This window comes from Paenibacillus sp. MER TA 81-3 (assembly GCF_023713585.1).
GTDB lineage: Bacteria > Bacillota > Bacilli > Paenibacillales > Paenibacillaceae > Paenibacillus_B > Paenibacillus_B profundus.
Genome location: NZ_JAMAWB010000006.1, coordinates 242,054 through 265,881 on the forward strand (window position 1 = coordinate 242,054; position 23,828 = coordinate 265,881).

19 protein-coding genes and 1 riboswitch are annotated in these 23,828 nt (G+C 48.6%); of the genes, 12 read left to right on the forward strand and 7 right to left on the reverse strand.

Translation table 11 applies throughout. From position 1 onward, the window contains the following. Positions 1 to 387: 387 nt before the first annotated feature. Positions 388 to 1,386 carry a ketoacyl-ACP synthase III gene (locus M3650_RS10670; RefSeq protein WP_251574579.1) on the reverse strand — a complete coding sequence of 333 codons (999 nt, stop codon included), beginning with the start codon at positions 1,384 to 1,386 and terminating at the stop codon, positions 388 to 390. A 267-nt stretch (positions 1,387 to 1,653) separates the two neighbouring features. On the opposite strand from M3650_RS10670, the gene M3650_RS10675 reads away from it, so the two are divergent. Together M3650_RS10675 and M3650_RS10680 are read left to right on the forward strand one after the other, a co-directional pair. After that, complete coding sequence (locus tag M3650_RS10675; RefSeq protein ID WP_251574581.1) at positions 1,654 to 2,682, forward strand: YhcN/YlaJ family sporulation lipoprotein; 1,029 nt, start codon at positions 1,654 to 1,656, stop codon at positions 2,680 to 2,682. A 282-nt stretch (positions 2,683 to 2,964) separates the two neighbouring features. Next, positions 2,965 to 3,189 (forward strand): helix-turn-helix domain-containing protein, encoded by a 225-nt coding sequence (locus tag M3650_RS10680; protein WP_019422432.1) that lies wholly within the window; start codon positions 2,965 to 2,967, stop codon positions 3,187 to 3,189. A 221-nt stretch (positions 3,190 to 3,410) separates the two neighbouring features. Here the strand turns inward: M3650_RS10680 and nagA are convergent, their stop codons facing one another. From nagA to M3650_RS10700, 4 genes are all read right to left on the reverse strand, one after another. Further along, complete coding sequence (nagA, locus tag M3650_RS10685; protein ID WP_251574583.1) at positions 3,411 to 4,589, reverse strand: N-acetylglucosamine-6-phosphate deacetylase; 1,179 nt, start codon at positions 4,587 to 4,589, stop codon at positions 3,411 to 3,413. Beyond that, the gene (gene nagB, locus M3650_RS10690) at positions 4,582 to 5,310 is read right to left on the reverse strand and encodes a glucosamine-6-phosphate deaminase (RefSeq protein WP_251574585.1); all 729 of its coding nucleotides are present in this window, start codon (positions 5,308 to 5,310) and stop codon (positions 4,582 to 4,584) included. Before nagB ends, nagA begins: the two co-directional genes overlap by 8 nt. A gap of 7 nt (positions 5,311 to 5,317) precedes the next feature. Then, complete coding sequence (locus tag M3650_RS10695) at positions 5,318 to 6,175, reverse strand: MurR/RpiR family transcriptional regulator (RefSeq protein ID WP_019422428.1); 858 nt, start codon at positions 6,173 to 6,175, stop codon at positions 5,318 to 5,320. Between the two features lie 179 nt (positions 6,176 to 6,354). After that, positions 6,355 to 7,206, reverse strand: coding sequence for a helix-turn-helix transcriptional regulator (locus M3650_RS10700; RefSeq protein WP_233696987.1), 852 nt, complete (start codon positions 7,204 to 7,206; stop codon positions 6,355 to 6,357). A 199-nt stretch (positions 7,207 to 7,405) separates the two neighbouring features. On the opposite strand from M3650_RS10700, the gene M3650_RS10705 reads away from it, so the two are divergent. The 10 genes from M3650_RS10705 (at position 7,406) to M3650_RS10750 (ending at position 17,681) form a co-directional block, all read left to right on the forward strand. Continuing rightward, entirely contained in the window at positions 7,406 to 8,164 is a 759-nt protein-coding gene (locus M3650_RS10705; protein ID WP_251574587.1) for a sugar phosphate isomerase/epimerase family protein, read from the forward strand. 107 nt (positions 8,165 to 8,271) lie between these two features. Next, the gene (locus M3650_RS10710; protein WP_019422425.1) at positions 8,272 to 9,354 is read left to right on the forward strand and encodes a Gfo/Idh/MocA family protein; all 1,083 of its coding nucleotides are present in this window, start codon (positions 8,272 to 8,274) and stop codon (positions 9,352 to 9,354) included. A 60-nt stretch (positions 9,355 to 9,414) separates the two neighbouring features. Continuing rightward, positions 9,415 to 10,383 carry a sugar phosphate isomerase/epimerase family protein gene (locus M3650_RS10715; RefSeq protein ID WP_251574588.1) on the forward strand — a complete coding sequence of 323 codons (969 nt, stop codon included), beginning with the start codon at positions 9,415 to 9,417 and terminating at the stop codon, positions 10,381 to 10,383. 99 nt (positions 10,384 to 10,482) lie between these two features. Next, positions 10,483 to 11,205: a ThuA domain-containing protein gene (locus tag M3650_RS10720; protein ID WP_019422423.1), complete on the forward strand. Its 723-nt coding sequence runs from the start codon at positions 10,483 to 10,485 to the stop codon at positions 11,203 to 11,205. Positions 11,206 to 11,471: 266 nt separating this feature from the next. After that, positions 11,472 to 12,482: an extracellular solute-binding protein gene (locus M3650_RS10725; protein ID WP_251574589.1), complete on the forward strand. Its 1,011-nt coding sequence runs from the start codon at positions 11,472 to 11,474 to the stop codon at positions 12,480 to 12,482. A 13-nt stretch (positions 12,483 to 12,495) separates the two neighbouring features. After that, on the forward strand, positions 12,496 to 13,344 hold the full coding sequence (locus tag M3650_RS10730) for a carbohydrate ABC transporter permease (protein ID WP_251574590.1): 849 nt from the start codon (positions 12,496 to 12,498) through the stop codon (positions 13,342 to 13,344). Positions 13,345 to 13,576: 232 nt separating this feature from the next. After that, positions 13,577 to 14,875 carry a uracil/xanthine transporter gene (locus M3650_RS10735; protein ID WP_251574592.1) on the forward strand — a complete coding sequence of 433 codons (1,299 nt, stop codon included), beginning with the start codon at positions 13,577 to 13,579 and terminating at the stop codon, positions 14,873 to 14,875. 249 nt (positions 14,876 to 15,124) lie between these two features. Continuing rightward, positions 15,125 to 15,859 (forward strand): class I SAM-dependent methyltransferase, encoded by a 735-nt coding sequence (locus M3650_RS10740; protein ID WP_019422418.1) that lies wholly within the window; start codon positions 15,125 to 15,127, stop codon positions 15,857 to 15,859. 37 nt (positions 15,860 to 15,896) lie between these two features. Beyond that, positions 15,897 to 16,886 (forward strand): MBL fold metallo-hydrolase, encoded by a 990-nt coding sequence (locus tag M3650_RS10745; RefSeq protein WP_251574594.1) that lies wholly within the window; start codon positions 15,897 to 15,899, stop codon positions 16,884 to 16,886. Between the two features lie 126 nt (positions 16,887 to 17,012). Then, positions 17,013 to 17,681, forward strand: coding sequence for a class D sortase (locus tag M3650_RS10750; protein WP_251574595.1), 669 nt, complete (start codon positions 17,013 to 17,015; stop codon positions 17,679 to 17,681). 114 nt (positions 17,682 to 17,795) lie between these two features. Here M3650_RS10750 and M3650_RS10755 read toward each other — a convergent pair whose 3' ends face one another. Together M3650_RS10755 and M3650_RS10760 are read right to left on the reverse strand one after the other, a co-directional pair. Beyond that, positions 17,796 to 18,884 carry a CAP domain-containing protein gene (locus M3650_RS10755; RefSeq protein ID WP_251574597.1) on the reverse strand — a complete coding sequence of 363 codons (1,089 nt, stop codon included), beginning with the start codon at positions 18,882 to 18,884 and terminating at the stop codon, positions 17,796 to 17,798. 281 nt (positions 18,885 to 19,165) lie between these two features. After that, positions 19,166 to 19,257, reverse strand: a riboswitch (cyclic di-GMP riboswitch). Positions 19,258 to 19,364: 107 nt separating this feature from the next. Next, on the reverse strand, positions 19,365 to 23,744 hold the full coding sequence (locus M3650_RS10760) for an SdrD B-like domain-containing protein (protein WP_251574604.1): 4,380 nt from the start codon (positions 23,742 to 23,744) through the stop codon (positions 19,365 to 19,367). Positions 23,745 to 23,828 lie beyond the last annotated feature (84 nt).

Genomic DNA, 23,828 nt, shown 5'->3' on the forward strand with positions numbered 1-23,828 from the left:
GGGTGTAAAGACCTAAGTAATAATATGCATGTAACTAGACATTTGCCCGCAAAACATGAAACAGACAATCATTCAACTGTAACGGATTCAAACTTTGGTATGCGAAGATGTATTCCAAGCGAATCATGGACACGTTGTATTTACGAGCAATGCAGGGCTATAGGAGCGTCTTTTTTCTTAGAATCTGCTTAAGATTACATGGACGAAGAAGCAGGGATTGCCCATGCGCTGATAACGATGGGCGGGATGAAGAAGCACGGAAAATGGAAAACCACTGCTATGGATACAAGGGAGAAGTCTGTCTGAAGATTTATGGGTGAAGTATGCCTGTTGCCGGATAAGAGTAGAGTAAACAAGAAAAAGAAAAAGCCACAGAGGGCTTATATGTCAAAAAGAGGGCCATCGAAGAAGCAGTATCGCTTGCGAGAAGCCGCCGCCGAAGCCATAAAGAAGCGTGAGATGCCCCGGCTGTAATCTTCCGTCCTTCAACCCCTCGGCAATGGCCAATGGGATGCTCGCAGCCGAAGTATTGCCATAATATTGTACGCTTGTCAGCGTGTGCTCTATTGGGATGCCAGAGCGTTCGCATATCGATTCAATCATGCGCAGATTGGCACTATGGGGAACAAACTGATCCACTTGATCCGCTGAGTATCCTGCTTCTTGCAATATCCGTTTCACTCCGGCTGGTATTTGCTGCAGCGCCCATTTGTATACTTCTCTTCCGTTTTGGAACAATGTACCGTCAGCCCTCATCTCAATGTCTCCGATGCGCTCAGCTATCGCGCGACGATGCAATACGCCCCCTGTATCTCCCATCGTTAACGAACCGGAAGCAATAAAGCAACTTTGTTCCGTCCCGGCTTCAAGGAGGATAGCCCCGGCTCCGTCGCCAAATAATATGCAGGTGCTGCGATCTTGGTAATCCACCGCCCGCGTTAATACTTCAGAGCCGATAACAAGCACCTTGCGGTGCATGCCGGAATCAATCAGACCGATGGCTACTTGCATCGCACTGACAAAGCCTGCGCATGCGTTGGAAATATCTAACGCCATCGCATTGGAAATGCCTAGTCGGGCTTGAACAAGAGCCGCTGTGCTCGGGAAGAATGCATCTGGAGTTGAGGTCGCAACAAGCAGCGCATCTATAGTCTGCACATCCACACCATGACGCTCTGCCAAATTAAGCACTGCATGATATGCTAAATCGCTGGCATACGTATCAGGACCAACAATTCTCCGCTCAATCATACCTGTACGCTGAACGATCCATTCATGATTCGTATCGACCATCGCAGATAGATCTTCATTGGTCAAACGATGCTCCGGTACGTAGGTGCCGAATGCTGTAATTCGTGCTTTAGTATGCAGCTTCACGGTTTGCAAGATGATAAAATCCTCCTTTAATAAGTATCAAAAAGTGTATGAGTAAATGCAGCATTTCAATTAGCACCTGGTACTAAAGTGCGATGCTCTAATATTATAGTGGCAGCTAAAAATTGTCAACAAAGGATTGTGCAGAGGCGGCAATTTCCAACCCATTCCACTGCAAGGAGTGGAAGAGCGGGAAAAACATATCGGCATAACATCCTCTCGTCAGCGCATGCTATGTGTTGTGACACCCCCCATTCAACTATACAAGGAGGAAATTCGATGCGATTGAAGGTGGCTTTGCTGACGATGACGGCTGCGCTCGTGATGACGATGGGTATGACAGGTTGTACGACTCGGGATAATGTAACCACCAAGAGTGCCCGCCCGAATAACATGTACCGTTCCACGGATGGTGTTCGACCGCTTGACGGGGATTACCGCTTTAATGCCAACCGCTATAATACGAATTTTACCGGAAACGGTTACCGTACGAACACTCTAGATAACAATTTAAGCGGAACGTACGGAACGCACGGTAATTACGACGGCATGTACGGTCACGGTCGTAGCTATGACGGCATGCACGGTCGTAGCTATGACGGCATGCACGGTCGTAGCTATGATGGCATGCACGGTCGTAACTATGATGGCATGCATAGCCGTAATTATGATGGCATGCATGGTCGTAATTACGACATGAGTGGCGGACGCTATGGTATGCATTCCGCGAACAGCAAATTGGAAATGAGCCAAAAGATCGCCAATAAGATTGCAACAATTAAAGGCGTGAAATCGGCAAACGTAGTGGTGACGAATAACAATGCTTACGTTGCGGTTACAACGGAACATACAACAAAGGCACCGAAAGGCAAAATCTCTGGAATGAGTACTCATCGCCAAGATGGCCGTACTTATGGAACAAGCAAGCACGGATCTCAAATGGGTACTCATGGAACAAGCAAGCACGGATCTCAAATGGGTACTCATGGGACAAGCAAGCATGGTTCTCATGCTGGCTCTTATGGGACACGTTCGACGAGCGCTAGCGATGTCCCTACTGATTTGAAAGAAAAAATCGGCAATATGGTAAAAAAAGAAGCGCCAAATTGTAACAATGTGTATGTTTCTTCCAATCCGGATTTCGTTGATCGGATGAATTATTATAATAATTATGCAGCAAACGGACAGCCGCTTACCGGGTTTGCTAATGAATTCCAAGAAATGATTTACCGCATCTTCCCGACGAATGCCGGCGCTAACCCTACAGGACAGCCGACTCGGTTGAACAACATGGCTCCAGGAAGATAATACGTCAAGGCTACGATGCAGGACACTTGATCTCTCCGCAACAAGTATGCGTTATGCGTGCAGCAGAGAGACAAGCCCTGCATTTACATAAAAGAAAAGAAGAAGTCTGTCGTTAACGTGATTCAACCGGGATTGTTTTATGTATGCTGCCTTGTTTTTGGGGAAGGCGAAGCCCATTTTTACGAAGCACCGCACCAAGTGTAATCGCCCTTCATAGTATAACTTTGACTGTATCCCTTAACCTTGTTATATTACAAAAATTTGGGCAAGGAGGGGTGACACTTGAAGGGTAGCGATCACAAAAGCAAGTTCCTGCTGACTAATCGTGAACGCGAAGTCTTTGAATTACTTGTTCAGGACAAAACGACCCGTGATATTGCACAACAATTATTTATTAGCGAAAAAACGGTCCGAAATCACATTTCGAATGTAATGCAAAAATTGAACGTAAAGGGTCGTTCGCAAGCGGTAGTCGAGCTAATCAAGCTTGGGGAGTTAAAAATCTAACAATTAGCCCATCGCCCTGACAATTTTAGCCTTCTTGACCATATCCTACAACGGATCATGTGATAGGAGGTTCTTTGATGAGCAAGTTCGGACGACTTGAACCGAATAAATTCAAGCGTAGGACTAACAGCGTAACGTTGTTGGAATTACGCTTTATTTTTTTAACTGTATAAAAAGAAAAGCGCCTCTCTCGGAGAAGCGCTTCTGCCTATCTGCAATCGTTACATATGAGTGCTGCCTTTAACCCATACGCGTTGAATGTTCAAGTCCACGTCGGTCCAGACGAGATCCGCCTGCTTGCCGACTTCAATGCTGCCGGTTACGTGATCGATGCCAATCTGCTTGGCAGGGTTCGTGCTCGCGAGTTGGGATACTTCAGGGATAGTCAGTCCTACAAAGCTCACCATATTTTTAACAGCCTGAATCATTGTCAGTGTGCTGCCTGCTAGCGAATCGCCCTCGGTCAGACGGCATACGCCATTCCGCATGGTAACAGCCAAGCCGCCCAAATCGTACTGGCCGTCTGGCATGCCTGCAGCAGACATCGCATCAGTAATGATGACGAGCTTGCCCGGTGCCTTGGTACGCGCCAGCATCTTGATGCAGGCCGGATGCACGTGGATACCATCGGCAATGATCTCTGCTGTAATGCGATCATCGGTCAGCACCGCGCCGGCTACACCCGGATCGCGATGGTGAATCGGCGTCATCGCGTTGAACGTGTGCACTGCCTGATTCAACCCCGCGTTCGCCGCGCGAGTCACTTCATCGTATGTGGCAGCAGTATGTGCAGCCGCTGCGTTCACGGCGTGTGCTCGCAGCCAGCGGATGGCTGCGAGCGCATTGTTGCGCTCAGGCGCCAGACTGACTTGCTTCATAAGACCTGGGAAGCGCGTATGCCAATCTTCGAACCAGTCGATTTGCGGGTCAATCATGAAATCAGCGTTCTGAGCCCCTTTATATTTCGGGTTCACGAACGGTCCTTCCAAATGAATGCCAGCCAGTTGCGTATAGTTCATGCCTTGCTTCATATAGCCATCTACTGCAACCATGACCCGGTCAAGCGCATCGCGGGATTGCGTCATCGACGTCGCGAGCATAGCAGTCGTGCCGTGCTCCATATGATATTTCGTAATGGCATCGTACGCTTCGCTAGTCGCCTCCATAAAGTCCGATCCGAAGCCGCCGTGCACGTGCAAATCAATAAATCCTGGAAGCACCCAGCCGCCTTGAGCGTCGATCGCTTCAGGAGCCCAATCCTGCTGCTGAGCTTCCGTTAACTCGGTCCACTTGCCGATAAAGGCGATGTTTCCGTCTTCGACACGGACAACACCGTCGCACAGTGTGCCGTTCGGTGTAACGACACGCGCATTGGTGAGGGTAAATGTTGAATTAGCCATGGAAATATTTAGCCGCCTCCTTGTCGAGCAATACGACGACGTTCGGGTGCGTTTGCAAGAGCGATGCCGGAACTTCCGTTGTAATCGGGCCCGTTAATGCACGGTGTACGATGTCTGCTTTATCTGCGCCACGAACGACGAGCATAATCATTTTAGCTTTCAAAATAGATCCGACACCCATCGTGACCGCTTGCTTGGGCACTTCGTCAATGGAATCGAAGAAACGCGCGTTCGCTTGGCGAGTCTCTTCTTTTAGGGTAACAATATGGGTACCGCCGTGCAAGTTCTGATCGGGCTCGTTGAACCCGATATGACCGTTATGCCCGATGCCTAACACTTGCAAATCAATTGAAGCGTCAGCCAGCATTTCATCGTATAGCTTGCATTCTTGCTCTAGGTTCTCCGCGTTGCCATTCGGTACGCGCGTATTTTCTTTATTAATATCGATATGATCGAATAACTGCTTATTCATAAAGGATAAGTACGTTTCCGGATGACCTGCAGGAAGACCGACATATTCATCCAGGTTGAAAGAACGAACGTTTTTGAAGCTCACGTAGCCTTTTTCATTTAAGCGGATTAATTCTTGATAAATACCAATCGGGCTGCTGCCGGTAGCGAGACCTAGAACCGTATTCTGCTTCGTCTGGACAAGGCTTGCGATAATGCTTGCCCCGATTTGATTCAATTCTTCATTCGTTTGAAAAGTTAACAGATTCATGTGATTGTTACCTCCCTTTATCTTTACGGTACTTGCGTACCATACGATACGATTGCTCCAGCTTGGGGATGTGCTCGTCGAATTGCTCGCTGACCATGCCCGCAAACAAAATGTCGATAATGTGAAGCTGCGCGATGCGCGATGCCATGTCGCCGCGTCGAATGCCTTCTTCTAAGGAAGAAGCGCAAATAGAGATGTCTGCTAGTGAGGCGAGCCGATTGACGCCGACCTTCGTTAAGGAAATGGTCGTAGCGCCGCGTTCCTTCGCACACTGCAGAGCTTCAATCGTCTCCGGCGTTTCCCCGGAATAGGAAATGGCAAAGGCAACGTCTTCTTCGGTAAGGTTCGCAGCAGAAGTGATTTGCATATGAGGGTCGGGGAAACAAGTGGCCCGCTTCCCAATGCGAATGAGCTTTTGATAGAAATCCATCGCTACGATGCCTGAAGTCGCCATGCCATATAGATCGATTTGCCGCGCTTGCTGGAATGCAAGCAGCGTACGTTCCAAGGTGACAATATCCAGTAGCCGTGTCGTATCCGATATAGAACGGATGTGATTGGACTCAATAGCTGAAATAATATCTCGCAGGGGATTACCTGCAATAATATCTTGGTAGGATAACGGTGTTGTCTGTTGAGCCAAATCCGCTGCAAGCTTTGTCTTGAAATCGGGGTATCCGCGAAAATGAAGCGATTTGCAAAATCTGGTCACCGTAGCGGCGGACGTTCCCGATTGTTCGGCAAGCTCCGTGATGCCCATCGACACTACATTGCCCGGAAATTGCAAAATGTAATCGGCTACCTTGCGTTCCTGGGGATGAAAGTCGTGCGCTTGCTGCCGAATCGCATGCAATATACTGGACAATAAAATCATCCTCTTACGGTTGGATTTGATGAAAATAATTTTAATTATTTTAACCATATTGATGAAAATTATTTCAATGCACTTTAATCATAGTAAATAAGCGGCCGTATTACAAGCTGAAAGTGAAAAACACCACAAATTATCACACTTGCTGCAACGCCCGCTCAACGATGCGATTACTATTGCCCTAATTGACGCTGCTCGCGGAATTGACGCGGGGATAGGCCCAAGCGGTTTTTGAATGTGCGATGAAAATAAGAATAGCTTTGAAAGCCGCACATTTCTGCAATTTGCTCCAGCGGCATATAGCCATGCAGTATCCGTTCACAAGCCATAGTCAACCGGACATGTATCGCATAATCCATTACGGATTGATGAAACGTCTCTTTAAATATATGAGACGCGCGCGATATGCTTAGCTGCACTGCTTCCGCCACTTCATTCAGCGTGAATGCCTCAGTTGCGTTCATTTCGATATAATGCTTCATCTGATGCGCCAGCTGTGTGCTTCGTTTCATATTTTGGAACGAAGGATGGGAGCGCTCCGTCAGCGTGCGGTCCAGCATATGGTAGAAGGCGAAGGTCAGATGTCTGACAATATCGTTCATGTTGTTGCTGCCGAACAGACGCTGCTCTTGCATAATATCCCGCCATAGCGATAACAGCCGGTCATCGATGCCAAGCACTGCTTTGCCGGGACGCTCCCGCTTGTTCCACCAGGAAGCGATCCAAGGACCATTGATAATGAAATAATAGTCAAGGCTGTGCACCTTAGGGAGCGGATCCAATGTGCCCGGATTGCGGTAGCCTATCTGCAAATCGTAGTATTGTCCGGGCGCGAGCAGCAGCATATCTCCGGGTTTGAACGCTTCGAAGCGATCTTCAAGCCATACGTGGGCGCTGCCTTCAAGCTGGATTCGTACAAGATAGTGCTTCAGCTCTGGAATAACCATGCTCATGGGTTTGCTGTGCCGGGCGTATCCTGAGAACATCAAAGTGAAGTCTTTATCTGTTTCAATCGATGGGGACATTGTTTCCTCCTGTCGCAATCGGTTTTGATTTACAATAATTATAGCAAATATAGCAAGATAGTTCATCTTAAAAGGATATCCTTCATTCACACTAGGGAGGCATTGTGGCACAATGAAGGCAGTTCATTGAAAACCTTTTCAATCAGGCGAAAAAATGTTGTTTATTCGTTATTTTTCATATAAAAAAGAGGTGGAACAGATGAAGATTGGATTACAGTTATACACCGTAAGGGACGAGACTGCTAAGGATTTCGTCGGCACTCTGGAAAAAGTAGCGGCAATGGGCTATGACGGAGTTGAATTCGCTGGTTACGGCGGATTGCAGCCGCAGGAACTGGCTGCGACGCTGGAACGGTTGAATTTGCAAGCCGCCGGATCCCACGTCAGCATCGAGCAGCTGATCGATCATTTGGATGAACAGATCGAGATGAACGTGGCAATCGGCAACCGTCACGTCATTTGCCCCGGATTGGGCGAGTCACGCTACAATACGCTGCCGGCTCTTCAAGAGACAGCAGCACATTTCGCACGTGCGGCAGAGCGTCTTGCGGAGCATAACATTAAGCTGGGCTACCACAACCACGATTTCGAATTTACGACCAAGCTGGGTGAGGAGACGATGTTCGACACGCTGCTCCAGCAGCTCCCTGTGGAGAAGCTCTTTACAGAGCTTGACGTATGCTGGGTACAGTATGGCGGATATGACCCGCTCAGCGTAATCGCCCAATATAAAGGACGTATCCCGCTCGTGCACTTCAAGGATTTGAAGCGTACAGAAGAGGGCAAGCCGTTGACCGTAGAGCTGGGTCTTGGTGAATTGGATTTGATGGCCATCGCGCAAGCGTCGAAGGATGCCGGAGCTGAATGGCTTATCGTTGAACAGGATGAATGCCAACGCCCCAGCTTGGCAAGCGTTGAGAACAGCCGTCAATGGATTAAGAGCAACTTGGGCAAGTAATTGGCACATTTGCACATCTTCGTTATGGTCATGTCCATCAAGTCATGACCATAACGTAAAACGATGAACCCACAATAATATTGTCGATTTTGAGGAGGAAACTAATAATGTCTAACGTTTATAAAATTGCGATTATCGGATGCGGCGGCATCGCCAACGGCAAGCATTTGCCTAGCTTGTCCAAATTGAATAACATCGAAATGGTTGCATTTTGCGATATCGTGGTAGAACGCGCTGAAGAAGCGAAAGCCAAATACGGTAATGAAAATTCCAAAGTATATAGTGATTATAAAGAATTGCTGCAAGACAGCAGCATTGATATTGTACACGTATGTACGCCGAACGATTCCCACGCGGAAATCTCGATTGCAGCGTTGGAAAGCGATAAGCACGTCATGTGCGAGAAGCCGATGGCGAAGACGGCGGTAGACGCGCGTCGCATGGTGGAAGCTGCGAAGCGTTCAGGCAAGAAGTTGACCGTCGGCTACAACAACCGCTTCCGCTCCGATAGTCAGTATTTGAAGCAGCTGTGCGAAGACGAAACATTCGGAGATATCTACTATGCGAAGGCTCACGCGATTCGCCGCCGTGCCGTTCCGACTTGGGGCGTGTTCTTGGATGAAGAGAAGCAAGGCGGAGGCCCGCTCATCGATATCGGAACGCACGCGCTTGATCTGACGCTGTGGATGATGGACAATTACGAGCCGAAGGTCGTTCTTGGCACAGCCTATCATAAGCTCAGCAGCCGTGAGCAAGCAGCCAATGCATGGGGTCCATGGGATCCAGAGAAATTTACGGTCGAGGATTCGGCGTTCGGCATGGTCGTAATGAAGAACGGCGCGACCATTATGCTGGAATCCAGCTGGGCGCTCAACACGACGCAGGTCGGCGAAGCGAAGTGCACGCTATGCGGAACCGAAGGCGGAGCGGATATGGTGAACGGGCTGAACATTAATGGTGAAAAGCATAGTCGTCTGTATCAGCAGAAGATCGAACTCGACTCAGGCGGCGTTGATTTTTATGACGGTGAAACAGAAAACGCTCCAGATTTGGAAATGCGCCTATGGATCGACGCGATTGAGCAAGATAAGACACCGGTTGTGACAGCAGAGCAAGCATGCGTCGTCTCTGAAATTTTAGAAGCGATTTATGAGTCGGCTCGCACGGGCAAAGCGATTTATTTCGAATAAAAGAGACAGACAGTATGCATTCATCCCGGATAGGGCTGATCTACCGAAGGAGGTCTAGCAATGAAATTAGGTGTATTTACAGTATTGTATGGACAATTACCGCTAGAAGAAGCATTGGATACGATTGCAGCCAAAGGCGTGGAGGCAGTCGAGATCGGTACTGGAGGCTATCCCGGCAACAATCATTGCAACCCGCACGAACTGCTCGCTGACGACAGCAAAATAAAGGCGTTCAAGCAAGCTGTGGAATCCCGTGGCTTGATGATCAGCGCATTGAGCTGCCACGGCAATCCACTTCATCCGCAGAAAGAGATTGCCAAGCAATTCCATGAGGACTTCATGGCGACGCTAGACTTGGCGGCGAAGCTGGAAGTTCCTATCGTAAATGGATTCTCTGGCTGTCCAGGGGATCATGAGGGAGCGAAATATCCGAACTGGCCAGTTGCGCCTTGGCCAAACGAGTATCAAGAAATATTGGATTGGCAATGGAAAGAAAAGGTAATTCCATATTGGACAGAAGTTGGTGCGTATGCCACTGAGCGCGGACTCAAGATTGGCCTTGAGCTGCACGGTGGATTCTCCGTTCATTCCCCTGGCACGATGCTTCGCTTGCGCGAGGCGGTTGGGGAAGCCGTCGGCGCCAACCTCGATCCGAGCCATATGTGGTGGCAAGGTATCGATCCGGTGCAGGCGGTTCGTATTCTCGGACAAGAGAACGCGATCTATCACTTCCATGCTAAGGATACGACGATTGATCCGATCAATGTGAACAAGCACGGCATTACGGATATGCAGTCGTACTCGATGATGTTGGATCGCGCATGGCAGTTCCGCACGGTCGGCTATGGACATGATATGAAGACGTGGGCTGATATTATTAGCGCACTTCGCCTGGTAGGTTACGATTATGTCGTAAGCATTGAGCATGAAGACGGTTTGATGTCGATCGACGAAGGCTTCACGAAAGCAGTGCAGAACTTGCAACCGATTTTGATGAAAGAGCCGCTCGGCGAGATGTGGTGGGTGTAATATCCCACACAGGTTCATATAGAGGCAACGCCCCCGCTTCTCTTCACGCCATATAATTGCTGAAGAGAAAACGGGGAATGTGAGAGGAGACAGACACCGATGACTAAACAACTCAATGTCACGATTTGGAACGAACACCGCCATGAACATAAGAACCCGAAGGTCGCTGAAATCTATCCGAATGGAATTCACGGTGCCATTGGAGAAGGTTTGGAATCAGAATTTCACGTACGTTACGCCACATTGGATATGCCGGAGCATGGCTTAACCGAAGAGGTGTTGAACGCAACGGATGTCCTGCTCTGGTGGGGCCATATGGCGCATAACGAGGTTGAAGAGACGATTGTAGAACGCGTATATCAACGTGTGCTGCAAGGAATGGGACTTATCGTTCTGCACTCTGGTCACTTCTCCAAAATATTCAAGAAGCTCATGGGTACGGGCTGTGACTTGAAATGGCGCGAAGCAAACGACAAAGAGCGTTTATGGGTCGTCTCTCCGGGGCATCCAATAGCAGAAGGCATTGGGGAGTATATTGAGCTGGAACAAGAAGAGATGTACGGAGAACACTTTGATATTCCTGAGCCGGACGAGCTAGTGTTCGTAAGCTGGTTCACCGGTGGAGAAGTATTCCGCAGCGGATGCTGCTACCATCGAGGGATGGGCAAAGTCTTCTATTTCCGTCCAGGTCATGAAACGTATCCGACGTATTACAATGAACAGGTTCGCCGCGTCATTTATAATGCGGTGAATTGGGCTAAGCCTTCAACACGTTCTTATCCTGCGTATGGCAACGCGAAGCCGCTTGAAAAATTAAACTAGTATCGGGAACAAATGGGGCGCCTGCAAGGGCGCCTTTTACTATTTTAAAGAGGTTCTAGAGAATGTGTAGCATTTGATGATTAGTTCGTTTGTTATGGCAAACGAACTTTTTTTGCGTTTATCGGTCCACAAGTGCGAGTTCAAAAAGTAAAAATAATCTAGGTAGTTCCAAATTTGCTCTATGTTGCAGCTCAGCTGTTTCCGTTACGATAGAAATGTAAGCAATTACATTTTAAAAAGTGGAGGTCATACAACATGAAGCGAACATGGATAATGTTATGCATACTCACGTTGGTAGCCACGATGTTTGCCGGGTGCGCAACTCCAAGCCGGCAGCCGAAGAGACGACAAAAGGCGGCGAAACCACGACGCAAACATCGAAAGACGAAGAAGGTAAACCGGATTTTGAAAACAAAGAGCTGAATATTGCCGTATTTGAAGGCGGCTTCGGCCGAGCTTATTGGGAAGAAGTGATCAGCCGCTTCGAACAAGAATATCAAGGGGTTAAAGTAAATATGACGTCCAACCCGAAAATTATGGATATCATTAAGCCGCAAATCGTTGCAGGCAATCCACCGGATTTTATTTATGCACCGATGACTGACAACACAGGCACTGTCCAGACGATGATTAAAGAGAAAGCATTGCTGGAATTGAACGACGTGTTCGACTCCACACTTGCAGGAGAGTCGGCGCCACTCAAGGATAAAATGGTAGACGGCATATTAAATTACGCGGCGCCGCACAGCGATGGCAAATCGTTCATTTATCATCCGACATTCGGCATCCTTAATTCCTTCCTGGAAGCAGCCGGCCTGAATTCATGGATACATGCTTGGTTAGGTGAGAAATCTACCGTTCTGTGGGCACTTATTTTTCCTATGGTGTGGCAGGCAATCGGTTACTATATGATCATTTATATCGCGGCTATCCAAGGGATTCCGAACGATATATATGAAGCGGCCGTTATCGACGGCGCCAGCGAGTGGAAGCAGTTTACCCATATGACGGTCCCGCTTATTTGGGGCATTTTGCGGATTACGATTATTTTCTTCTTTATTCAAGTGTTCAACCAGAGCTTTGTCTACATTCAAGTCATGACTGACGGCGGGCCGGACGGATCATCGGAGATCTTGATGACCTATATGTACAAGCAGGCGTTCCAGAACGGGAACTTCGGTTATGCAATGGCGGTCGGCGTGTTTATGTTATTCATTTCCCTGACGTTATCCTTCATCAGCGACAGGCTGATGGGGCGGGACGCAGTGGAATATTAGGAGGGGTGCTACGATGCGGAACAAGTTCTCATTCGGGAAATTTATGGGCAACCTTCCCGTCCGTATCCTATTGCTCTTGTACAGTTTAGCGGTGCTCTATCCATTGTTCTGGACGGTCACCACCTCGTTTAAGACGACAGAAGAATTTTATGAAAATCCGTGGTCGCTGCCTAGCAGCATTTCATTTGCGAACTATGTGAATGCGTTTGAGAAGGCGAGCATTGGCCATTACTTCATGAACTCCGTATTCGTGACGGTTATATCGGTCACACTGTGTGTGTTCGTATCCTTCATGGCTGCTTACGCTATTGCACGCTCTAAGTCGAGAGCGATGCACTGGCTGCGCAACGCCTATATGTCGGCATTATTTATTCCTTCTGCCTTTATGATTGTGCCGTTATTTCTGCTGCTCGGCAAAATCCACTTGCTGGACAGCTTGTGGGGATTGATTATCGTATACGCGTCTGTGAACATTCCGTACACGATATTTCTATTAATCGGATTTATGTCCAGCATTCCAAAAGAATATGAAGAAGCGGCCTCGATTGACGGTTGCTCGAACACGAAGATTTTGTTCCAAATTATCGGACCGATGGCCAAGTCATCCCTTATCACGGTTATCATTTTTAACTTTATGGCGGCCTGGAACGAATATATTATGGCGTTGTCGTTCATTACGACGGAGACGAAACGTACGCTACAGCTAGGCCTTGTCTATTTGATGGAAGTACAGCGGTTCTCCACCGATTGGGGGGCGCTCTTCGCAGGCCTCGTCATCGTCATGGTGCCGACAATCGCCGCTTACTCGCTCCTGCAGCGTCAAATGACGGCTGGCATCAGCATGGGCGGGTTAAAAGGCTAGGCGCAAAGGCGCGTTTTGAAGCATCAATCACATGGACCGATATGCGTCAGCGATGACGTGTGTCGGTTTTTTATTGCTCTGAACCTCATCACGTTTCTTTTCCCGAAGAAGGTATGTCTGTTTCATCCATTGCTCCACTCTCCCCATCATTCAGAAAATTAAAGATTGATCATTGCAGCGGACAACACTAGGATAGATGATAAGTTGAATTTCATCAGGGGGATGAACAGATATGACATCTTCATTGAAAGGAGCGCGCACGGGATTGGCCGCTGTGCAGTGGCTCTTTTTTATGTTTACGAACACGATCGTCATTCCTTTGACGATTGGCCATGCGTTCCAGCTTCCGCCGGAGGAGATTGCATATACGATGCAGCGAGCGTTTCTTTTGACGGGAGCGGCTTGCTTGCTGCAAGGCTGGTTGGGGCACCGCTTGGCGCTCATGGAAGGACAGGCTGGCTTATGGTGGGGCGTCATCATCAGTCTGTGCGCTTCGGCGCCATCGATGGGTCTATCCTTGCCGGAACTGGGCGGCTCACTTGCTGTCGGCGTCATGTTGTCCGGGGCTGCGGTCATTGTCCTGGGATTGCTCGGCTTCGGAAGCATACTGCAGCGTTGGTTCAATTCATTCGTCATGTTCGTCGTGCTTACGCTGTTAGGTGCCCAATTAGTGTTCATTTTTGCTAAAGGGATGCTCGGGCTGAATGACAGCGGGACCATTGACCCTGCCGTTGCAGGTTTGTCCATTGCGATTGTCGCGCTTACGTTATGGCTCAATATTCGGGGCCGAGGATTCGCACGCAATTTCTCGATTCTTATCGGCATTGTCGTAGGATGGGCCGCTTACGTCGTGCTCTTTCCTGCAGCGGAAACGGTGCCGGCTGCTTCCGGATTTGCATGGCGCCCCTTCGTCTGGGGGGAGCCCGATCTCCATCAGTTGAATGCAGGCATCATACTCATGTCCTTCATAACCGGGCTGCTCAGTCTGTCCAATACTGTGGCTACGCTGAAAGCGGCGGAAGAATTGTACGGCCGGCCGACGACCGTATGCCAATATAAGGGTTCTTTTACCGTAACGGGCTTTATGTATATTTTGAGCGGCATATTTAGCTTGGTCCCTTTTGCTACGTATGCGTCTTCTATCGGATTTCTCCAGTCGACGCGCATTACTGAACGACGCCCATTTATGATAGGAGCTTGTGCATTTGCACTGTTCGGTGTGTTTCCTCCAGTGGCGCAATGGTTTGCTTCTATGCCGCTGACGGTAGGCAATGCCGTGCTTTTTGTTGCCTACTTGAGCATGTTTGGCTCTGCGCTGCGCCATTTGGAAGGAATACGATTCAGTGCCCGTACCATTTATCGGGTGGCTCTGCCTATTTTTGTCGGGCTTGCTTGGATGACGATTCCGAATGAGGCATGGGTGCAAATCCCTGCGTTAGTGCGGCCGCTCGTATCGAACGGATTGCTGATGGGCATTTTGCTAACTTTACTATTGGAATGGCTCGTTCCCTGGGAACGATTGGATGTATGACTTGTTCTGTATTTATTGCTGAAATATCGCTACAGCGGTCAGAGCCTTGAGGAAATATATACGCCGGTGGGCAGATTGGAGTTATATGCTACTGCCCAGGTTCATGTCTATGCCTCGGATGGAATCCATGAGTATCCGCTCATTGATAGCAAAAGCTGACTTAGTGTAAACAACTGAGGTCAGCTTTTCGCTATGCAAACCTGAGTGCAAACGTTACAATGTAATAATAGACAATTTGAGGTGATAACAATGGCAGAATGGTACGAACGGAGCTTCGGTCGTGACTATTTACTTGTATATAAGCATCGGGATTTTCAAGGGGCAACCGAGGAAGTCCACCGCATGATGGATTGGCTTATGCTGCCGTCCTCTGCGACCGTATTGGATTTATGCTGCGGAATGGGCAGACACGCGCTTGCGCTCGCCGATGCCGGCTATCAGGTGACAGGCATAGACTTATCGGAGGTGCTGCTGCACGAGGCCGTGGAACATGATGCAGAAGGAAAGGTTACATTCATACGCGGTGATATGCGTGAACTTCCGGTGGATGGTCCTTATGATGCAGTGGTGAACTTATTTACTTCATTCGGATATTTTACAGATAACGATGACAATGCACGGGTATTTCAACAAATATTCCGCGTATTGAAGCCGCAGGGACGATATATTGTAGATTTCCTGAATCCGTCCTACGTTAAGCACCATTTGGTGCCGCAGTCGAAGCGTGAAGCCGAAGGAACCCTCATTCAGGAACGCCGCCGGATTGAAGCCGGATTCGTGAAGAAGGACATTACGTTAACCGATATGGTGACGAACGACGAGCGGCAATATGAAGAGCGCGTCCGTCTGTATGAGCTTCCGGATTTCGAAGCCATGATGAGGGAAGCAGGGCTTCAATTGGATGCCGTATACGGAGGCTATGACGGCACGCCTTACGCTGAACAGCAGGCGGCGCGGATGATTATGGTCGGGCATAGACCCTGACCGGCCGGTACATAAATAAACGGACGGAGGCCGAGAAATGACGGTGAAGTTGGATTACGCCGCCGAGCATATCATTCAAGTCAAAGTTCCGCTGCCGTTCTCCCTGCGATGGGTCAACGCTTATTTGCTGGAAGGGGAGGAAGGGTGGACGATCGTCGATCCGGGTTTGCGGACGGAGCAGGCGGAACGGACATGGGAAGAGGTATTTGCCCAGCTGCACATCAACAGCGACGATGTGGCGCAAATCGTTCTTACCCATTATCATCCCGATCATCTAGGCATAGCGGGCGAACTGCAGCGGCAATTCGGCGCGCCGGTATGGCTGTCGGAGACGGGGTGGCGTCATGCGCAGATGCTGTGGGATTCTTCCCAGACGATGGCGTCCGCCATGCAGCTGTTATTTGAAGAGCACGGCGCGCCTGATGAGGTCGTGCAGGCCATAGGCGAACATATGGACAGCTTCATTCCGCTTGTGTCTCCGCTTCCGCAAGTCAGCTTTATTCGAGACGATCAAAAAGTTGCCTTTGGCGGCCGTAGTTGGAACACGATTGAGACTCACGGCCACGCTCCCGGGCATATGAGCTTCTATGACAAAGCAAGCGGTATTCTGGTCGCCGGGGATCATGTGCTGCCGCAAATTTCTCCGAATGTAAGCTTTATGCCAGGAAGCGATCCAGAGCCGCTTTATTCTTACATGACGGGACTTAAGCGGCTGTTGCAACTGAAAGTCAATCTGGCGCTGCCGGGTCATCGCCATCCGTTCAGTCACTATTCCTCTCGCATCGAGGAACTGCTGCGCCATCACGAAGAGCGTCTCGCCGGGATCGCCGCTTCCTTGACAGAGCCCCGCACAGCCTATGAACTGTGCTGCACTTGGTTCGGCTCGTTGGAGCGATTGACGGTGCATCAGTTCCGGTTCGCTATGGGGGAGATGCTCGCTCATCTGCTGGAGTTGGAGCGTCGGGGGCTGGCGCAGAAGCTGCAACCGCTGCATACATGGCAATGGACAACAACATCCGACAGATAGCGTGTTGCATCCGAATCAGAATAGCGCCAATTGCGTAAACATAATAAGATCATACTTTAAGAGTTTGTTCAAAAAGTCCACTTGTGATCACGCACTTTAATGGGGAAAAGGAGTGCAATCCTTGCCATGAACACACGCGTCAAAATGAAAATATGGAACGTAGCTGCACTCACGTTGCTGCTTGTCGGTTTAATATTAATCTTTTATCCCAAGTGGGTGCAGTATGTGGAACAACAGCGAGAGTTGCATTTGCTGACCGAATGGGACGCTATTCCGAAGGAAAGCTCTTACGCGGATAACTTGGCACAGCCTCTACTCTCTAAAGCATCCCTCCCTACATCTGATGTACGAACTGCAGAATCGGATCCAGATCCTGAAGTGATGATAGACGGCATACCTTTATACGGCGCCATCTCGATTGAGAAAATCGATTTGCGGGAGCCGATGCTTGCGGGAGCCACAGCACAGTCGTTGAAGCATGGAAGTGGGGTCGTAGTGCCGAATCGCACGCCGGGCACAACGGGGAACTTCGTTCTAGCGAGTCACCGCAGCCAAACATTCGGACGGCACTTCAATCGGCTTGACGAACTCGAAGCCGGCGATGAAATTAAGATCGAAACGACGAACAACACTTATGTATACAAGGTGAATAAGAAGTTTATAGTCGAACCGGAAGACTTGTCCGTGCTTGATCAGAACAAGGATGACAAGCAATTGACGCTGATTACTTGCGAACCGATGGATAATCCGACACATCGGCTCATTATTAAGGCCCTTCTCGGTGCTGAAAAGTGACCCTTTTGATTACGCACTTAAAGTTGGGCGGAAAGCTGCAATGAAAGCCGCCACATCTTATTCATGCGGCGGCTGTGCGTGCTTGTCCGTAACATGCTTGTCCGGAGCGTGGCGTCAAAGATTTGGAGTATAAAAGTTTTGCGTGTAGAATACATTTGATTTGCCCCCGAAGGATATCCCGACGCCCAGTTGTTCATATTCCCCCATTATATTTTTGCGGTGCTTGCTAGAGTTCATCCAGTCCTCGTGGACAAAGATGGCACTTGTCTGGCCGGCTGCAATGTTTTCTCCAGCCACTTTGTAAGTGATGCCGTCCTTTTTGATCCGATCGAAAGGTGTTTTTCCGTCAGGGTCGTTATGGTTGAAAAAATTTCTGCTCTTCATATCTGTGCTATGTTTGCGTGCTGTATCCGCAATAACATCGTTCCACTCGTATGGTTCCTTGCCGTAGCGCACGCGGATAGCATTGGTCAGATCGAACACTTCCCGTTCAAAGCTTTCACGCAAGCGTTCACTAGGCGTACCGTAGTATCCTTTAAACGCTAATTCCGTTTCCGCAGCGATAAGCTGAATCGCCGTAACCGTGCCCTGCTGGTTCAAATCGTAAAATACGGTTGCATACAGGTCGCCAACTCGATGAATGCTCAGCTTGCCGCCGTTGTCTTTGTAATTATAATTGGTGTTCCCTTTTTTTATCTTGGTGAGTGCGGGGCCGAGTGCAGCTTCCACCTCTGATTTCGTCGAACCAAATTGAATGCCGCTCGCGGATGTCCAATCTTGGGCGTTCGTGTAGAGAGCTACTACTTTGCTGTTATTTACGCCGACTTGCAAGTACCGCTTATAATTGTGATTGTAGATAAACCATTCAAAGCCGTATTCGCTTACATCTTTGCGGGCTGGTTCTCCTAACACATCAATCAAAGCTTGTTCGCTCATGCCGATGGATACGCCTTGCACAATGAAATCAGTTTGGTTCTTCGAACTTGACTTCACAATCATCTGGGTATAATGGTCAGATGAGCCGCTTGATGCAGTCGCGGGATGTTCATTGGCTGCATGTGCTGATTGAGAGGAACAGAACAAGGCCGCAATCATAATGGTGACGAATAAGGGTACATACCACTTTCCTCGTTGTGTATAATGCTGTCGTCTGTATACCACAGCGTTATTAGTGCCTAATATTGAAACAACACGTTTCGACATAATACCATCTCCCATTCTTTTAGAGGTTGTTCAAAAAGTCCGCTGCTCATGTAGTCTCGCCTACACTGCGCTGCTCCTTACAAATTTTGCGGAGCAAAACTCGCTTCGGAAGCATACGCTTCGAGTTCCTGCAACCTTCTCGGTGCTGACAACCGGCCTTTTTGAACACGCACTTTTAAGATTTATGCTTGAATGAGATGAATAACGGTATGTTAGGGCGACGACAAAAAGCGCCGCCCTAACGGCGGCGCTCAAATAAGCGCGACGACAAATGTCGCAATTAGGGCAACCCGGCTGTCATCGCATGTATACACATGCATTAGACCCGTGGCTTTGCGTCCTCTGCTTTCGCTAGAGTTTGCCGTTATCCATTTCGAATATCAATGTAACTATTTACACTATATATGAATCAGAAAAGGTTGTACATACTATTTTGGGCAGTTACAAGCCGTGAGGCATCTTTCCTTGACGGCTATTTGGTTAGCTTTGCGCGAACAATTTTTTTCGTGCTAACCATGCGACGAGAGCTAACGTGCATAAGATGACACCGATGACAGGTGTAACAGGGGATTCTTCGCCTGTTTGAGGCAGCGTATCCATATTTTTTGGTTTGGATTTTGGCTGTTCATCCGTTATTGGCTTGGAGTCGGTATCGCCATCTATCTCGGTATCATTAGCGTCATCGTTATTTTCATCTTGTTCTCCTTCAGTGTTGTCTCCTGGATAATTGACATCGGAAGGTTCATCTCGTTCTGAATCCGGATTAGATGGCTCAGACGGTCTATCAGGCTCCGTCGTTGGATTCGTTGAAGATGAACCTCCTCCGGAATTGCCTGAACTATCTGACCCGCCTGACCGATCAGGATCGGGATCTGGGCCTGGTTCCGACGGTTTGCGAACGAGTCCCGCATCGATTGTCATGTTATGCTCACCTTGGGCGAGAGTGACGACATCAGTCCACCCGTCCATATAAGCGTCGGAATCAAGCGCTCTATCGTTGCCCGCGCCTTTCACAGTGAAGTTGTAACCGCCCGGTGCAATGAATCTAAGTTTATACACGCCTGCATCCAAGTTATCGAAGAGATAGTATCCAGGTTTGCCTGATTCGTACACTGCGCCGGTAACTGTGTCTTTATATACCGTTTCTGTCACCGTTGATCTTAACCATGTGCCGTTAGTATCGTACAGTTGTATGGTAATGCCGTTCATGCCAGTATCCTCGTCGTCCTGAATCCCATTGCGGTTCGTATCGAACCAGACGTAATTACCGATGGAACCTTTATTAGGTTCAACTGGATCTACCGGATCTACAGGGTCTACCGGGTCGCGAACCAGTCCCGCATCGATTGTCATGTTATGCTCACCTTGTGCAAGAGCTATGACATCTGTCCAACCGTTGGCATCAGCATTGGAATCGCGTACCCGATCTTTGCCTTCGCCTTTCAAAGTGAAGGTATAACTGTCCGGTGCAATGAATTTGACCTTATAATCGCCTGCATCCAAATTGTCGAAGAGATAATATCCTGGTCTGTATACATAGTCTGTCACAGTCGGATCATACACAGAACCCGTTACTGTAGGATCATACACCGAATTCGTGACTGTACTGTAGTATACGGAGCGGGTCACTGTGGAAGTGAGCTTCTTGTTGCCTTCATTGTTGTACAACTCCACGGTAACACCGTTGATGCCAGTATCCCCATCGTCCTGAATTCCATTGCCGTTCGTATCAAACCAGACATATTTTCCGATTGCTCCCTTTTTCGGTTCAGGGTTAGGCGGGAGTTTTCTCTTTACTAATCCGGCATCGATGTCATGGCGTTTATCGCCTCTATTGAGCTCAATGATGTCCGTCGTGCCTTCTGGCTTGGCGTCGGAATCAAGGTTCCTGTCATCGCCTGCACCTTGTTTAGTGAACCCCGTATACTCTTCTGGAAGATGGAATTTAACGAAATATTTACCTTTATCTAGTCCTGTAAACAGATAGTAGCCTGGGTTCCCTTTATGATCGTCACCTGTCAACGTGGCTTCCAGAAGTTCCTTACTGACGGCGTCATATAATTCTACTTTGACGCCGTTGACGCCTAAATGGGAATCATTCGTCTGAATTCCGGTGCCGTCTTTGTCAAACCAAACATAATTGCCGATCTCAGCCTTCGGACTATTCTTGATTTTAATTCCTACCTTGAGCGGTTCGGCTGGCAACAGGTCGGTATTTGTGTCGGTCCGTGAAGCCGTAAAGCCGAAAGAATTCCATGCGATCTCCTCATCTCCGACCGGTGCCCCAACAGGCGACCGCATCGTCCATTCCAGCACTTTCGTTTCCCCAGGTTTTAAAGCAGTTTGCTGCGCAAACACGAATTTCAGAGCTTTTACCGTCGTCAGATCTTGCGGCGGTTCGGTGCTCCACGAGCCCGTCGTCATGGATACATTGTTACTTGTACTGTAGTAGACGTCCACATTCTCGTACTTAATCGCCTCTGTTAAAATAGGGCTCCACTTGCTGTCACGCGGTGATCTGTCAATTACGCCGATATCGCCTTTACGCGGAAGAACATCAACGATCGTTACCTTTTTTACGTCAACAGTACCGGAGTTTTTTACTTCCAGCTTGTAGTTGATTTTGCCACCGGATGAGACGGTTCCTATAGCCGGATATTTGGACCATTGTCCGTTGTCCAGATCGCCTTGCACATACTTCACCGCTTCAAGATTGGTAGCCGAATTAACGTTGATTGTTACATTGCTATAGACGTACCATTTGCCATCTTTGAACTTTTGGTTGTCAAAGTTTTTAGGGAAGCTGTTCACATAAGTTTGCGTTGCCGATGTAACTTCCACTTCATTATCGATCGCGCCTGTCGTTACGCCTGTGCTCACATTGGCGTCGAATGTAATGATGAGCGTCTTGTTCGGCTCCAGAGTAAAGGTGTCTGGACCCCACGTCCAAATGAGCTTGCTTCCTTGGCTGTTGAGATCTTCTCGTTTGAAATCTGGAGTTGGCACAGCGCTTTTTTCCATATCCAACTTCCAAGAACTTTCTACATACTCCAGCTCTCGCGGCAGCAAGTCAGATACGATCGGATCTTTAAAAGGTACGCCGTTCGGGCTTTTATTCGTCACTTTGAGTGTATACGTGACTTTGTCGCCTGGCTTGAATGAGGAGCCATTAGCATATTTCTCCACTTGAATGAACGGACGTTCGGCAACGGCGAGAGCCTTGATTGCATCCCAATGCTCTTTCCGTTCCGTACCATATCCGTATTCCAACTTGGCATAGTTAATGATCTGCTTCCATTGCTTGTTGTGGAAACGAGCCTCTTCATCGGATGGCAGACCATTTTCCTCGTCTAAATATCCATATTTGTTGTCGGGAAATTTTTGATTTAAGAGCGGGAAACTTCCATATTTGTACCCGTCTTGTTCCACGTCCTTGTAAGACGTGAACGTATAACGCAATTGCAGTGCATTTTGTTGCTGGAAATGAAGCGGAACATTGCCGAATACGAGCCGAATACCTTTAATTTCCTCAGGCTTTACCGAAGGGAGATCTTTGGCGTCTACTCTATACTCAGAAAGGAAGGATAGGGCGCTTCTCCAAATTTTCCAATCTCCTTCATCGGGTTCAGGATTTGTCGTATATTCCAAGCTGTATGAGCCAAGCTGCTCTCCGGCAAATCTAGGGAGATCGATAAACTCCAAGGTCATGCCCATGGGTGTCATGTCGGTTATCTTCACATTGTCCAACGGCACGTTGGCCGAGTTGCTGAGACCTCCGATCGAATAGGTGACTCCCTGTCCTTCTGATAGTTCTTTTTCCGCGCCGTCCCAGATCTGTTTGTAGATCCACATGCCGCCATTAGGTTCTTTTATAAATCCGTGTTTAGCCTCAGCTTTGAGATTATCAAGCGGATTTTCGCCCAATGGCTGCAAAGAAGCCGCAGCTTTATTTGTTACCCCGGAACCTTTATATACGACTTTGCCATGTTCATCAATTATTTCGACTGGCGGGTCGTCTTCAACAAGTTCAAGCACATTTTCTGGATAAGACACGGTGACGAGAATAGTTGCGGAACGATCTTTTGGTTTGTTGTTCAGCTTATCGGCGTCGATGTCCCATGTCAGTGTTTGACCCTTCTGGGAAGATGGCGCAGGTTCAGCCTTAATGAACGCAGCTGCGTCCGGCAAAATGTCGGTAATGGTCACATGGCTTACGTTAAGATTTCCGTATTTTTCTGAATTGTTTTTTCCCTTTATATCTTTGAGCGTTATTTGATAGGTGACATTAGTTCCGGGCCGAGGTTGAATTCCCTCAACGGGAACGACCCGCTCCTTTACGAGCGCCCATTCTGCGGAAGCGACTGCCGTGACGGCAGCGGTATTGAACTCGACAGGCGTGCTGTCAGGGCTGCGTTTAAAAGCGACATTTGTTGAAGCAGTCGTCCCGTTAGGCATTGTATAGTTAGGGAAACGAGCGTTGACCTGCAATGTTCCTGTCTTGCCGGACGCTGTGTCAGCTTTAAAGGTAAACGTGACCTTGCGCTCCTGATCGTCATACTCTCCTAGTGCGAATTCGTCGCCTTTAATGCCTTTCCCATCATCATTAACGAGTTCGACACCTTCGGGCAGGGGGAGTTCGATAACAGCACTCGAGAAATCTCCCGTTGTACTGGAAAGACTGTAATCGATCGTATAAGTAAACGTCTTTCCAGTCAGCACCTCTTGTTCGTTCACGCTCAACCTGATGATGCTGCCATCGCCTGATGCATCATTGGCATGTGCCGCTGCAGGGGACAGCACGACATTCAATATAAGCACTAACGCCCATACAATGGCCTGAAACTTCTTGATTCTCTTCATACGGATGGTTCCTCCTTTCCTCGATTTTCATTTCTGAACTTGGTAACGCGCTGAATCTCGAAACTAAGGCCAATAATTGCAGCA

What these genes read in the sequence shown, in the direction of transcription:
- M3650_RS10750 (WP_251574595.1), top strand. Translation starts at nt 17,013, where the DNA reads ATGAACACACGCGTCAAAATGAAAATATGGAACGTAGCTGCACTCACG.
- M3650_RS10720 (WP_019422423.1), top strand. Translation starts at nt 10,483, where the DNA reads ATGACTAAACAACTCAATGTCACGATTTGGAACGAACACCGCCATGAA.
- M3650_RS10730 (WP_251574590.1), top strand. Translation starts at nt 12,496, where the DNA reads ATGCGGAACAAGTTCTCATTCGGGAAATTTATGGGCAACCTTCCCGTC.
- M3650_RS10740 (WP_019422418.1), top strand. Translation starts at nt 15,125, where the DNA reads ATGGCAGAATGGTACGAACGGAGCTTCGGTCGTGACTATTTACTTGTA.
- M3650_RS10760 (WP_251574604.1), bottom strand. Translation starts at nt 23,744, where the DNA reads ATGAAGAGAATCAAGAAGTTTCAGGCCATTGTATGGGCGTTAGTGCTT.
- M3650_RS10745 (WP_251574594.1), top strand. Translation starts at nt 15,897, where the DNA reads ATGACGGTGAAGTTGGATTACGCCGCCGAGCATATCATTCAAGTCAAA.
- M3650_RS10710 (WP_019422425.1), top strand. Translation starts at nt 8,272, where the DNA reads ATGTCTAACGTTTATAAAATTGCGATTATCGGATGCGGCGGCATCGCC.
- M3650_RS10725 (WP_251574589.1), top strand. Translation starts at nt 11,472, where the DNA reads ATGGATAATGTTATGCATACTCACGTTGGTAGCCACGATGTTTGCCGG.
- nagA (WP_251574583.1), bottom strand. Translation starts at nt 4,589, where the DNA reads ATGGCTAATTCAACATTTACCCTCACCAATGCGCGTGTCGTTACACCG.
- M3650_RS10735 (WP_251574592.1), top strand. Translation starts at nt 13,577, where the DNA reads ATGACATCTTCATTGAAAGGAGCGCGCACGGGATTGGCCGCTGTGCAG.
- nagB (WP_251574585.1), bottom strand. Translation starts at nt 5,310, where the DNA reads ATGAATCTGTTAACTTTTCAAACGAATGAAGAATTGAATCAAATCGGG.
- M3650_RS10705 (WP_251574587.1), top strand. Translation starts at nt 7,406, where the DNA reads ATGAAGATTGGATTACAGTTATACACCGTAAGGGACGAGACTGCTAAG.
- M3650_RS10715 (WP_251574588.1), top strand. Translation starts at nt 9,415, where the DNA reads ATGAAATTAGGTGTATTTACAGTATTGTATGGACAATTACCGCTAGAA.
- M3650_RS10755 (WP_251574597.1), bottom strand. Translation starts at nt 18,884, where the DNA reads ATGTCGAAACGTGTTGTTTCAATATTAGGCACTAATAACGCTGTGGTA.
- M3650_RS10700 (WP_233696987.1), bottom strand. Translation starts at nt 7,206, where the DNA reads ATGTCCCCATCGATTGAAACAGATAAAGACTTCACTTTGATGTTCTCA.
- M3650_RS10675 (WP_251574581.1), top strand. Translation starts at nt 1,654, where the DNA reads ATGCGATTGAAGGTGGCTTTGCTGACGATGACGGCTGCGCTCGTGATG.